Here is a 12,951-nt window from a genome sequence, read left to right on the forward strand (position 1 = left end):
TGCTAGCTAATAATGTCAGTAATTTAGGTACCAATAATGGCTTTAAAGATTCTTGATAGCTGTATCAACTGTGATATGTGCGATCCTGAGTGTCCAAATACAGCGATATACATGGGGGAGGAGATCTATGAGATCGACCCTAACCGATGCACTGAGTGCGTCGGTCACTATGACACGCCGCAGTGTGTTGCCGCTTGCCCAATCGATTGTATAAAGCCAGATCCAGAGCACAAAGAAAGTGAACAAGAGCTTTTAGTTAAATGCTTTGAATTACACGGTATCGACAACTAATCATCAATGCAACACCTCGCTTTATGCGAGGTGTTTTGTTTTCATCAATTTTGTTTTGACAGAAAAATTTAAAGTCGCCAACGTTTAAATAAGATTCTAAGTTATGGATTTCGCAACTACGGTTAGCCCACTTATTAACGGTCTTAGCACCTTCGCTTTAATTTTTATCGCTGAACTCGGCGATAAGTCGCAACTGGTCTGTATGGCATTAGCGGCGCAATATCGCGCACGGTCTGTTCTACTTGGGGCAATTAGTGCGTTTATGTTACTCAATGCATTGGCGGTGGTGGTCGGTATGAGCTTCAGTCAGTTCATACCTGAGGTAGCATTAAAGTTATGCGCCGCTGGTTTATTGTTGTTGTTCGCTTGGAAAACGTGGCAAGGTGATGAGCAAGATCAAGATGATTCGCCCAGTAAACTAACTAAAGGGGTGGCTCTTTCGACATTTTTATTGATTATCGTTGCTGAAATGGGCGATAAAACTCAACTGGCTGTGGCGACGATTAGCATGACGCAAACACCTGTTTTGGTATGGCTAAGTGCCACCTTAGCATTAACCGTTAGTTGTGTGCTTGGCGTCTATGCCGGTAAACGCTGGCTATCTCGTCTTGATGAAGACAAATTAAAACGCGTAACAACATTACTGTTTATCGCCTTTTCGTTGATGATTTTATCATCGTTAGTGTTTTAGTACCTTATTACCATTGGCGATTGGAGAATTGTCAAAATAATCAGTATTGGTATACTGGGCAGTCTTGTCGTTAGCTTTACAAAAACTTATGAGTGGTCAAAAGTCGAGCCGAAATACAGCCAAAGTACGGCATATTATGCTGCCGTCATTTTTGCGAAGAGCAATGCGAGCATTCGAATTAAAGGCGATTATCCGTCAATCAGGATGTGAGCTAACGCGTATTGGTCGCTCTCGGAATTGGCGTTTGAGTGCTAGCCGTGAGCAGTTATTGCAGATAAGTGAGTCGTTGCGCCAGCATGAAGAACCTAGCTGGCAATGGGTGCTGGCATTACTTGAAAGTAAAATAGGGACCTACACAGAGGCCGATATTCTGGAATTTGTAAAGCGCAACCCAAATATCAGTGTTAATGAATTGGTGACGTTAGCTAACTGCACGGTAGCCCAAGCACGTCAAGCATTGGATTCTTATGAGTTTTTAGAATAGTTATTGTAGTAATAATAGCTAGATAGAGGTAAAAAACGCCTGCGCTTTGTAAGTAAGATAGCGCAGGCGTTTTTGTATTTATCGCATATTGTTGCTGTTGGCTATAAACGATTACTTGCTAATACGCTTGTACTTAATACGGTGTGGCTCGTTGGCTTGTGGACCAAGAGTTTTCTTCAACCACGCATCGTATTCGGTGTAGTTACCTTCGAAGAAGTTCACTTGTCCTTCATCGCGATAATCGATGATATGAGTGGCAATGCGGTCTAAGAACCAACGGTCATGGGAGATAACCATGGCACAGCCTGGGAACTCCAGTAACGCTTCTTCCAGTGCACGCAAAGTCTCTACGTCTAGGTCGTTGGTTGGCTCATCCAACAGCAATAAGTTACCACCGGTTTTTACCAATTTCGCTAAGTGGACACGATTGCGCTCACCACCTGATAGATCGCCGATGAACTTTTGTTGATCGTTACCTTTAAAGTTAAAGCGCGATACGTAGGCACGTGCTGGGATTTCGTAATTGCCGATGCGAATGATATCGGCACCTTCTGAAATTTCTTGGTATACGGTGTTAGTATCAACCATGTCATCACGAAACTGATCAACAGATGCCAACTGTACGGTCTCACCTAGGCTCACACTGCCCGAGTCGGGGTGTTCAACACCCGATAGCATTTTAAATAAGGTTGACTTACCGGCACCGTTAGGACCGATAATGCCGACGATTGCGCCTTTGGGAATTGAGAAGCTCAAATCGTCAATCAGTACGCGATCACCGTATGATTTGGTCACGTGCTCAACGTCTAATACTTTGTCACCAAGACGAGGCCCAGGTGGAATGTATAACTCGTTAGTTTCATTGCGCTTTTGATTTTCTTGGCTTTGTAGCTCTTCAAAACGGGCCATACGCGCTTTTGATTTCGCTTGGCGACCTTTGGGGTTTTGACGAACCCATTCAAGCTCTTGTTTGATGGTCTTGGCCATGGCGTTTTCTTGGCGTTTTTCCATTTCTAGACGGGCGTCTTTTTGCTCTAGCCATGACGAGTAGTTACCTTCCCATGGAATGCCTTCACCGCGGTCAAGCTCTAAGATCCAACCGGCAACGTTATCTAAGAAGTAACGGTCATGGGTAATCGCCACCACAGTGCCTGAATAGTCGTGTAAGAAGCGCTCTAACCAAGCAACAGATTCGGCATCCAAGTGGTTGGTTGGCTCGTCCAGTAACAACATGTCGGGTTTTTCAAGTAACAAACGACACAAGGCCACACGACGGCGTTCACCACCGGATAACACGCCAATTTTTTGCTCCCACTCTGGTAAGCGAAGCGCATCGGCTGCGCGCTCAAGGGCGTTGTCAATATTGTGTCCGTCGTGAGCGGCAATGATCGCCTCTAGTTCGCCTTGTTCTTTGGCAAGGGCATCAAAATCAGCGCCTTCTTCGGCGTATTCCATATACACTTGATCTAACCTTGCTAGTGCGTCTTTAACTTCAGACACTGCTTGCTCGACGATTTCGCGTACGGTCGCATTTTCATCGAGCTCCGGCTCTTGTGGAAGGTAACCCACTTTAGTACCCGACAATAACTTTGCTTCACCGTCAAAGTCTTTGTCCACACCCGCCATAATACGCAGTAGGGTTGACTTACCGGCACCGTTAAGACCGAGCACACCAATTTTGGCGCCAGGGAAAAACGAAATAGAAATATCTTTTAAAATGGTTTTCTTTGGAGGCACCACTTTAGAAACGCGGTGCATTGAGTAAATAAACTTGTCAGGCAGAGCCATGAGTTAACCTTAATCAAAGTTGAAATGTAAATAATTATGGGCGTTATTTTAGTTTATAGCCGTCGCCTGTGACAACTAATTTACCGCAATAAAAGCGCCAACAGTCAAGGCTGTCAATCTGCTAGCTAATAGCGTTAGCGTATTAACTGTACAGAGTTAGATAGTGAGCCATTTACCATTATCACCATTCTACGGGGTTCAATATCGAGCCGAATGTGATATAACCTAAAGTATCCATTTCAATCGCTCAACGTTGAGCATTAACTAACCTAAGTAATCGATTTGAAAGCGTTAATTTCTCCAGTGTTATCCACTGTTATGTTGGCTTGGTTGATCCTTTTTACGAGCTCAATCACGCTTAAATCGCATCGCGTAAACGCCAATGAGTTCGTGCCTTCGAGCGAACTGCAATCCAAGTTAGAGCAGGTCAGTGCCATGGCGGATATCGCGGTGGTTGAGCAGCAGATGCTTGAGCTTATCGCTTTATTTGAGCAAGACAGTAACGCAGTCGAACAAATATATCGAGCTTGGGTAATGACCTTGTTTCAGCGTGGTGAGTTAGAAAAGGCTGCCCAAACCGCTATTCTTGGCCGTCAGTATGGTGAGCGCAAACAAACCTTGGAAACGGTGGCTAAATTTCATAAATTGACCGGGGTGATTTATTACTATCAAGGCAATTATTCTCAAGCACTGAGCCAGTATCAGGCGGCTATTGATTACTATATCGAGGCCGACAAACCAATAGAGTTAGCGCATTTATACAATAATATGGGCCTGGTACTCGATGCGAAAGGGGAGCCGACCCTAGCGCTCTCAATATTTAAAAAAGCCAAGGTGCTTTATGATCAAGTAGGCACTGAAGACGATCAGTTGGATATCAACTTTAATATCTCAGGCTTGTATCTTAGCTTGAATCGCTACGATAAAGCGCTGCAAATTTTACCGTCCATTATCAATACCAGAGAACAACGAGGCAATCTGTACGATGCGGCGCAAGCCTATGTTTATATTTCCCTTGCGCACAAGCAAGCGGGTAATTACCAACAGGCCGAGCAGTATTCGTACAAGGCGTTGAGATATTATCAAGATAACAATAAAGAGTACGACGTCATTGGTCAGTACAATAACTTAGCTGAGTTGTATTCGGTGATGGGAGCCTATGAAAAAGCAGCCGATTACGCACACAAGTGCTTAGTTAACGCCGAAAAGAACAATTATTCTAAGATGTATTCAAACTGTTCATACATCAATGCTCAGATACAGTACCAACGGGGTAATATTGACATGGCACTCAAGCATGTCAATGACTCACTCGAATTAAGCCAGCAGCGCGAAGATCAGATGCTTGTGCTTGATAATCAGCGGCTACTGTCACTTATTCTGGCCGCCAAAGGTGAGTTTAAGCAGGCTATGGCCTGGTATCGTCAAAGCGATGCAGACTACACCGAGCTAAGTAACCGTCAACTTTCTCAGCAACTCGATCAGTTTGAATCAGAACAACTAGCACAGCAGTTAAAATTGACTCAAAAGCAGCGTCAATTAGACAGTGAAACCCACCAAAAGAAACAACAGATGAGCGATTTTGTCTTTGTTATTACGATCATGTTGGCCTTATTGGTGTTTCTTATCTATCGCAAATACAAGGACCAAAGATACAATCAAAATTTGGCAAAGCAAGTGCACCAACGCACCCAACAATTTGAACTTGCCAGCGCCAAGTTGGCGAAGGCAAACCGCATTAAAAGTCAATTTCTGGCTAATATGAGTCATGAAATTCGCACGCCTCTTACCGCCATAATTGGCTTGTCTGAGGCCATTGTTCACGGTGAGTTTAAAGCGCAAGACGTTGCCAAAGAAGTCGACGTTATTCACGCCAATAGCAAACATCTATTATTGCTGGTTAACGATATTTTGGATCTCAGTAAAATGGAGGAGAACAAGCTGAGCTTGTCTCCATCACTAAACGACATATCATTGCTCAGTAACGACTTAGCCAATTTATTTGGCGAGCAGGCCAAACAAAAGGGGGTCGACTTTGTCATTGACAATCAGCTTCCTCAGCCATGCTCGGTTTATGTTGATCATTTGCGCATCAGACAAATTATCATCAATTTGTGTGCCAATGCGATAAAGTTTACCGAGCAAGGCTCGGTCTTGGTAACGCTAGGGGTAGAGCACGAGCAGCTTGTGGTAACTGTAAAAGACACTGGCATCGGCATGGATGAAAGTCAATTGTCCTCAATTTTTGACAGTTTTGCTCAAGCTGACGCGAGTATTCACCAACGCTTTGGTGGTTCAGGGCTTGGCTTACATTTGTCAAGCCAGTTGGCCAAACTGATGTCGGCAAAAATATCGGTAACCAGTACCTTAAACAAAGGTAGTTGTTTTAGTTTTTCGATGCCCGTGCAGCGAATTTTTAATGACCAATTATCGGTTAAACAGCTACCAGCTAATGCACTTTCATCGACTAAATTAACCGGTCGGGTGTTACTCGCCGATGACAATACAACGAATCGACGTTATATCGCTCAATTGTTAACGGGGTTAGGTATCGAGGTCTTACTCGCCAGTGACGGCTTAGAGGTGTTAGATACGGTAATAGGCAGTCATCGAGCTACGAGCGATCACACTGAAGATCACAGCGCCATTGATATGATCCTGCTCGATATTCAAATGCCCCGCTTGGATGGCATTGAGACCTTTAAGCAGTTAAGGGCGGCAGGGTATAAGAAGCCGATAATTGCGGTTACTGCTAACGCGATGACCCATGAGGTACAGGGTTATCTCGAGCTTGGTTTTAACGCCCATATTCAAAAGCCGATTGAGCGAGAGCACTTCGTCGCGACATTGGCGCGCTATTTGTCTGAGCGCTCCGATTCACAAACAAAGTCAAATAAACAAGAGAGCTCAGCCAACAGGTGTATCGCCGCGGATATGACCGATTTGATTGAGCAATTCGAGCAAAGCCTACCACATGTAGAACAGCAAGTTATCGACTTTCATCAACGTCAAAACTGGTCAAAATTGCAAGCGGTAGTGCATCAAATTGCGGGCTCGGCATCGCTGTTTGGTTATTCAACACTATCAGAACTTGCCATCCGTTTAGATGAAAAACTGCGCCAATACCTCGCCTCTGACGATGCTATCTTAACGACGCCTGATGATGTTGGCCTTGTAAATCACAACAATGCGTCAACGACACTCAATATTGCACAACGCTGTGTTTTAGACGAGATAAGCGGACTCACAAAGCAACTGCGTGTACAGCTCAAGACCCGCAATATGGCATCGTAATCCGCGGCGCTTAGTCATACTCATTTGGGGTCGGCTTTGATGGGGAAATCGCCGGTGCGCCACAGTTTACCAATTGTTGAGATAATCCAGTTCGCCAATTGCGCAACGCAAGTACCGCCGTTGTACCGTGACGCTTAGGCAGGGGTAATCGGCTATCTTCGTCATTTAACTGATTAAACTCTGCCACCAAACGCTGCAATTTTTGTTGAAAATGATGATTGCTGTGTTGACTGAGCATGCCGTTTAAGACGATCAAACACTCATCGTCGCGTGAAAAGCTACTATCGAGAAAGGCTTGTGCAACAGTACGCTGAAAAAACTGTTGAATAGGTCCGTTTTTTCGCCAGTGGAAATGACTATCAACGAGCAACTTTATGCGATTGTTCGGTTGTAATTCGATGATTTTAAGTTTGTCGAGGGCGATTAATTTTTGCAAGCATTCGGTTTCAGAGAGCTCATAGTAATCAACAATCTCTTGCATCGTCCACTTATTGATAACACATAGGGTGACCAGCAATAGTGTTATATCAGCGACAATGTCTTGTTCTTGTTGCACGCTTAGTTCGGTGAGTGTGGTGCGTTGGCGTTCAATCTGTTTGAGTAAGTCAGTTAACGACATATCCATCATCAACGCCACCATCTCAAGCCGGTGTAATGAAAAATTACCTTCTGAAAACAAACGTTTAATGCTAGCCTGAGAAAGGCCTAGTTGCTTGGCAACATGAGCATAAGTTAATCCGTGACTCTTTAGTAATTTTTTGACGCCATCGAGTAGTACTGAAGTTTGTGACATACGGTAAGGTGAGTAATATCTAAAAAGGTATTGTATATTAATACCTTTGGTAGTGAATATTGCAACAAAAATAATTTTAGTAGCATTTTTTGTGGTGTTGCCGCAGGCTAAGCCCATGACTAATCTCGATAGGATTTCGACTAGATGAAACAATTACTGCGCATAACAGGTTATTTGCCGTACATGGTAATGGTTTTTATTAACGCATTTGTTGATCTTGGCCACAAAATAGTGGTCCAAAACAGTGTGTTCAAGCTGTATGATGGCAATACGCAAATCGTGCTTACAGCTATATTGAATGCATTGATACTGCTGCCATTTATCTTGTTATTTACCGTCTCAGGACATTTGGGCGATAAGTATCCTAAACCACACATTATGCGTATTAGTGCCATCGTTGCAGTTGTTGCAACTAGTGTTATCACCCTGTGTTACTATCAAGGTTGGTTCGAGGCTGCGTTTGTTATGACCTTAGCCATGGGAATTCAATCGGCAATTTATTCGCCGGCAAAATACGGCTATTTAAAAGAGCTCATCGGCATTGAAAACTTAGCCAAAGGCAACGCCAGCGTTCAAGCTGTAACCATTGTTGCCATCCTTGGCGGGACATTTGTCTTTTCTGCATTTTTTGAAATGCTGGTACCAGAAATACGCCCGTTAACGCCACAGACAATCTTGCCATCAATGGTTGTTATCGGTTGGGTGTTTGTCGCGTTGTCATTGATTGAGTGGTATTACGCTAGTAAATTACCCCATACCAAAGACAAAGATCCGTCCAAACAGTTGGTCTTTTCCCGCTATATCCGTGCCAGCTATTTAAAACAAAACCTTAAAAGTATTTGGTCCAATCGGGTTATTTGGTTAGCCATTGTTGGTTTATCCATGTTTTGGTCGGTGTCGCAAGTGATGTTGGCTACATTCCCCTCGTTTGCAAAAGAGGTACTCGCTTCGGACAATGCGCTGATAGTACAAGGCATTATGGCATGTACGGGTATTGGTATTATTATTGGCTCAATCATTGCTGCTAAAGCGTCAGAACACCACATTGAATTAGGCTTAATACCTCTATCTGCGATAACCTTTAGTGGCTGTTTAATTACCATCGCTCAATTGGACTCGGCGTACGCCATGGCTGTGTTATTCTTAATTGCCGGTATTAGCGGAGGGGTGTTCATCGTCCCGTTAAACTCGCTGATTCAATATCACGCCAAAGACGATCAATTGTCTACCGTACTGGCAGGCAATAACTGGATCCAGAATGTGTGCATGTTAACGGCGCTTATCATTACCATTTTATTAGTTAATTGGGGGATTCAAGCCGTTGGTGTATTTAAAGCGCTGTTTGTTATTGCTCTGATTGGCAGTCTATACACTATTTGGCAACTTCCTCATTCGTTGGTACGGATTATCGCCAGCTTTATTATGCGCCGCCGATATAAGCTTGACGTGGTTGGTTTTGACCATCTACCGACGCAAGGCGGTGTACTGTTGTTGGGCAATCATATCAGCTGGATCGATGGCCTATTGGTACAAATGGCCTGTCCGCGCAAAGTGCGCTTTGTGATGTTGCGCAGTATTTATCAACGCTGGTATTTGCGCCCGTTAATGGATTTGTTTGGCGTGATCCCGATCAGTCGTGGCAACTCAAAGGACTCGCTTGCCGCCGTTAACAAAGCCCTTAAAGCGGGACATGTCGTGTGTTTATTTCCCGAAGGGGCTATTTCGCGCACGGGGCATCTAGGTGTGTTTCGCACCGGCTTTGAACGCGTTGTTGATGGTGTTGAAGGCTGTATTGTGCCATTTTATTTACACGGCCTTTGGGGCTCTCGTTTATCGCGTTCATACAGCGAAAGATTGCGTGAAAACACGGCATCAAGTTGGCGACGAGAGGTGGTCATTGCCTTTGGCAAACCATTGCCAATGGAGACTGATGCCCAACAACTTAAGCAATATATCTTTGCCTTGGCCGATGATGCCATTGATCACCAAAGCCAGACTAGCGAACCGTTGATCTCCAGTCTGATTAATAATGCCAAACGCCGGTTGACATCAGCGGCGATGATAGATCAGCAAACGACGATAAGCTACAGTCAAATGATCAGCTCAGCTTGTGTGTTGGCAAGGCAACTGCCTGAGCCAAAAACGGAGCAGCACATCGCCATCCTGTTGGAGTTAAACGCCGATAGCATATTGGCTAATCTCGCGGTCTTAGCCAACGGACAAGCGGTGGTTAACTTAGATCAGCATCAGAGTAGTGAAACACTTTTGGCGCAGTGTAAGGCGGCGAGTGTTGATACGGTGATCACCAGTAAAGCGCTTGCCCACAAGCTAGTTAGCGAGACCCAGCCAATACGTAGCGACAATGATATTAGGGTGTTATACATCGAACAGTTACACTCTGGTGTCTCTGCCTGGCGCGTTTGGCTGTCGACAATGGCTTTGCGCGTTTTGCCTTCAAGTTTGTGTAATAGACTTCTGACTCATCAGGTGAGTATCGACAGCGCCGCGTGCATAGTGTTCCCCTCATCTACCGCTAACAGCCAACAGGGCGTTGCGAACAGCAACTTAACTGGGGTAGTGCTCAGTCATCGCAATATTGGCCGCAATATCCGTCAAATCAGTGATGTTGTATGCGTTCGCGATGGCGATGCGATGATGGCATCAGTGCCGATGTCGCAAGCGCTGGGATTCATCGCTACCAATATGTTAGCACTAATTGAAGGCATCCCTTTGGTGTTTACTCCAGATGGTGATGATGTGTTGAGCTTAGCAAACGCGATTGCTCGTAATCGAGTGACTATGTTGTATTGCAATTTAGAGCAGCTTCGCGCGTTAACCACCAACGAAGAAGTAAAGCCGTTGATGTTACAGTCATTGAGGTTCATTGCAACGGGTAGTGCAGGCTTGACACAAGCACAATGGCAACAGTTGCGCCAGCAGTTTAGCGATAAGTTTAAACTCGATATTTATCAAGGCTACGGGGTTAGTGAAGTGACGCCGGTAGCCAGTTTAAACATTGCCGATAAAATTGATTTATCCGACATGCAAGTACAAGTAGGCAGTAAACCAGGCAGTGTTGGTATGCCATTACCTGGTTGTGCTTTTCGCATTGTCGATCCTCAGACGATGGCGCCATTAGCAACGGGTGATATCGGTCGAGTGTTACTGGCATCGGGTAAAATGATGCTAGGCTATGTCAATGCACCGCAACAAACTGCTGATGCCTTTGTTGAACTTGACGGGCGTCGCTGGTTTAAAACGGGTGATACGGGTTCACTTGATGCGGATGGCTTTTTAACACTGAGTGAGTAAGCCAGAGCTTCTGGTGTTGCGCTGCGAGAGCGAATGTCTGATGTGGACACAAAAAAACGCCTGCAAAAGCAGGCGTTTTTGTTCATCGATAGTACGCGTTGTTATTTAGCTAATAAACCGCGACGCTCGAGTAAGTGATCCGGATTTGGTTCTTGACCGCGGAAGCGTTTATACATTTCCATCGGATCTTCGGTTCCGCCACTTTCTAGTACGTTTTCTCGGTAACTTGTCGCCACGTCTTGGTTAAAGATACCTTTGTCTTTAAATACTTCCCATGTATCGGCATCAAAGATATTTGACCAAATGTAGCCGTAGTAACCCGACGAATAACCGCCTGAGAAAATATGGGCAAAATAGGTTGAGCGGTAGCGCGGTGCAATTTGCTCAATTAAGCCAATTTCTTCCATCGCTGCTTGTTCAAACGCGTCCGCATCTTGTAACTCAGCCGTTTCAAGAGTGTGCCACTTAAGATCGAGAAGTGCTGCTGCCATGTATTCCGTGGTCGCAAAACCTTGATTAAACTTACCGGAGTCTTGGATCTTTTTAACAAGTTCTGCTGGGATCACTTCACCGGTTTTGTAGTGTTTAGCAAATTGTTTCAACACTTGTGGCTCGGTCATCCAGTTTTCCATAACTTGCGACGGGTACTCTACGTAGTCGCGAGGTAGTGAAGTACCGGTTAATGAGCGGTAGTAACCGTCAGATAGCAAGCCTTGAATAGCGTGACCAAATTCGTGGAACAAGGTTGATGCTTGGTCGAAGGTAAGCAGTACTGGCTCATCACCAACTGGAGCAGGGTAGTTTAATACGTTGTAGATCACCGGCTTTTCATTCTCGCCGTACATTTTGTATTGCTTTTGGAATGAGCTCATCCACGCACCGCCGCGTTTTGACGGACGCACGTAAAAGTCAGTCATGTAAACACCAATGCTTGAACCGTCTTTGTCGAACACTTCATAGGTGGTCACATCTGGGTGATATTTTGGTAAGTCATCGCGTTGTTTGAAGGTAACGCCCCAAAGTTGCTCTGCGGTGTAGAACACGCCCTGCATGGTGTTATTTAGTTCAAAATACGGCTTAGTGATTGACTCATCAAGGTCGTATTTTGCTTTGCGTACTTTCTCTGAGTAGTACCACCAATCCCACGCTTTAATTTCGCCTTTAAACCCTTCGCTTTCAGCGTAGGCTTGCATATCGGCAACTTCTTGTTTGGCGCGTTCTAACGACGGACCCCAAACGCGGTTTAATAACTGGTATGCGTTTTCCGGCGTTTTTGCCATGTTGTTTTCTAACACGTAATGGGCGTGGGTTTTGTACCCTAGCAATTGTGCACGTTGGTAGCGAAGCGAGGCCATTTCAGAGGCGATAGCTTTGTTGTCATTGGCGTTGTCATTATCACCGCGGTGTGTGTAGGCGTGAAACATCTGCTTGCGCAATTCGCGGTTGGTTGAGTAGGTTAAAAACGGGTAAAAGCTCGGGCGATGAGTGGTAAATACCCACTTGCCGTCATGGCCGCGCTCTTTAGCCGTAGCCGCTGCCGCCGCAATGATTGACTCTGGTAAACCATCTAGATCGTTTTTGTCATCAATAACCAATTCAAACGCATTGGTTTCCGCTAATAAGTTTTCGCCAAACTCAATAGACAGCTTGGAAATTTTCTTATTCAATTCACGAAGCTTAGTTTTGTCTTGTTCATTTAAGTTGGCACCGGCGCGAACAAACCCCTTGTATGCGTTTTCAAGTAGTGTGTTTTGTTCGGTATTCAAGTTTAACGCGTCTTTTTGCTCATATACCGCTTTTACGCGCTTGAACAGTTTTTCATTTAAGTAAACATCGTCAGCCATCGCCGATAATTTTGGCGAATACTCTTTCGAAATGGCTTGCATTTCAGGCGTAGACATAGAGCCGATCAAACCGTAAAAGGTATTAGTTACCTTGGTTAGTAAGTCGCCTGACATTTCCATTGCTTCAATGGTGTTCTCAAACGTTGGCTTCGCCTTGTTGTTAGCAATCGCTTCAATGGCCGCAATTTGCTCTTCCATCGCGCGGTCAAATGCTGGACGATAGTGAGCGATTTTGATTTTTTCGAACGGTGGAACTTTGTATGGAGTTGTGTAGTCGCTAAAAAATGGATTTTGCATGGTAGCGTCGGCGTCGCTTACTACTGTGGCGACTTGATTTGAATTTACGTCGTTGTTATTGGCATTACAGCCTGCTAAAGCAACAGCCAGAGCGATAGGCGTCAAGATACGTGCTTTCATTTAAACTCCCCTATTAGGTTTTTGATTTCAGCGCAAT

8 protein-coding genes are annotated in these 12,951 nt (G+C 44.9%); 5 read left to right on the forward strand and 3 right to left on the reverse strand.

Annotated elements, in window-relative coordinates; translation table 11 throughout:
* Window positions 1-36 precede the first annotated feature (36 nt).
* The 3 genes from ACAY30_RS04560 to ACAY30_RS04570 all read left to right on the forward strand — a co-directional run bounded on the left by ACAY30_RS04560 (window position 37) and on the right by ACAY30_RS04570 (window position 1,466).
* Window positions 37-291 carry a YfhL family 4Fe-4S dicluster ferredoxin gene (locus ACAY30_RS04560; protein ID WP_290250622.1) on the forward strand — a complete coding sequence of 85 codons (255 nt, stop codon included), beginning with the start codon at window positions 37-39 and terminating at the stop codon, window positions 289-291.
* 103 nt (window positions 292-394) lie between these two features.
* Window positions 395-982, forward strand: a complete 588-nt coding sequence (locus tag ACAY30_RS04565; RefSeq protein ID WP_290250621.1) for a TMEM165/GDT1 family protein — start codon at window positions 395-397, stop codon at window positions 980-982.
* 163 nt (window positions 983-1,145) lie between these two features.
* Window positions 1,146-1,466 carry a ribosome recycling factor family protein gene (locus ACAY30_RS04570; RefSeq protein ID WP_371190129.1) on the forward strand — a complete coding sequence of 107 codons (321 nt, stop codon included), beginning with the start codon at window positions 1,146-1,148 and terminating at the stop codon, window positions 1,464-1,466.
* A gap of 111 nt (window positions 1,467-1,577) precedes the next feature.
* Here ACAY30_RS04570 and ettA read toward each other — a convergent pair whose 3' ends face one another.
* Window positions 1,578-3,254 (reverse strand): energy-dependent translational throttle protein EttA, encoded by a 1,677-nt coding sequence (gene ettA / locus ACAY30_RS04575; protein ID WP_290250620.1) that lies wholly within the window; start codon window positions 3,252-3,254, stop codon window positions 1,578-1,580.
* Between the two features lie 282 nt (window positions 3,255-3,536).
* Between ettA and ACAY30_RS04580 the strand changes: the two genes are divergently transcribed.
* Window positions 3,537-6,548, forward strand: coding sequence for an ATP-binding protein (locus ACAY30_RS04580; protein WP_290250619.1), 3,012 nt, complete (start codon window positions 3,537-3,539; stop codon window positions 6,546-6,548).
* A 10-nt stretch (window positions 6,549-6,558) separates the two neighbouring features.
* Here the strand turns inward: ACAY30_RS04580 and ACAY30_RS04585 are convergent, their stop codons facing one another.
* Window positions 6,559-7,341 (reverse strand): helix-turn-helix transcriptional regulator, encoded by a 783-nt coding sequence (locus ACAY30_RS04585; protein ID WP_290250618.1) that lies wholly within the window; start codon window positions 7,339-7,341, stop codon window positions 6,559-6,561.
* Window positions 7,342-7,485: 144 nt separating this feature from the next.
* Between ACAY30_RS04585 and ACAY30_RS04590 the strand changes: the two genes are divergently transcribed.
* Window positions 7,486-10,653, forward strand: coding sequence for an MFS transporter (locus ACAY30_RS04590; RefSeq protein ID WP_290250617.1), 3,168 nt, complete (start codon window positions 7,486-7,488; stop codon window positions 10,651-10,653).
* 101 nt (window positions 10,654-10,754) lie between these two features.
* On the opposite strand, the gene ACAY30_RS04595 is transcribed toward ACAY30_RS04590, so the two are convergent.
* Window positions 10,755-12,914 (reverse strand): M3 family metallopeptidase, encoded by a 2,160-nt coding sequence (locus ACAY30_RS04595; RefSeq protein ID WP_290250616.1) that lies wholly within the window; start codon window positions 12,912-12,914, stop codon window positions 10,755-10,757.
* Window positions 12,915-12,951 lie beyond the last annotated feature (37 nt).

The sequence above is a fragment of the Thalassotalea ponticola genome, from assembly GCF_041379045.1.
Classification (GTDB): Bacteria; Pseudomonadota; Gammaproteobacteria; order Enterobacterales; family Alteromonadaceae; genus Thalassotalea_A; species Thalassotalea_A ponticola.

What these genes read in the sequence shown, in the direction of transcription:
- ACAY30_RS04585 (WP_290250618.1), bottom strand. Translation starts at nt 7,341, where the DNA reads ATGTCACAAACTTCAGTACTACTCGATGGCGTCAAAAAATTACTAAAG.
- ACAY30_RS04565 (WP_290250621.1), top strand. Translation starts at nt 395, where the DNA reads ATGGATTTCGCAACTACGGTTAGCCCACTTATTAACGGTCTTAGCACC.
- ACAY30_RS04590 (WP_290250617.1), top strand. Translation starts at nt 7,486, where the DNA reads ATGAAACAATTACTGCGCATAACAGGTTATTTGCCGTACATGGTAATG.
- ettA (WP_290250620.1), bottom strand. Translation starts at nt 3,254, where the DNA reads ATGGCTCTGCCTGACAAGTTTATTTACTCAATGCACCGCGTTTCTAAA.
- ACAY30_RS04570 (WP_371190129.1), top strand. Translation starts at nt 1,146, where the DNA reads ATGCGAGCATTCGAATTAAAGGCGATTATCCGTCAATCAGGATGTGAG.
- ACAY30_RS04560 (WP_290250622.1), top strand. Translation starts at nt 37, where the DNA reads ATGGCTTTAAAGATTCTTGATAGCTGTATCAACTGTGATATGTGCGAT.
- ACAY30_RS04595 (WP_290250616.1), bottom strand. Translation starts at nt 12,914, where the DNA reads ATGAAAGCACGTATCTTGACGCCTATCGCTCTGGCTGTTGCTTTAGCA.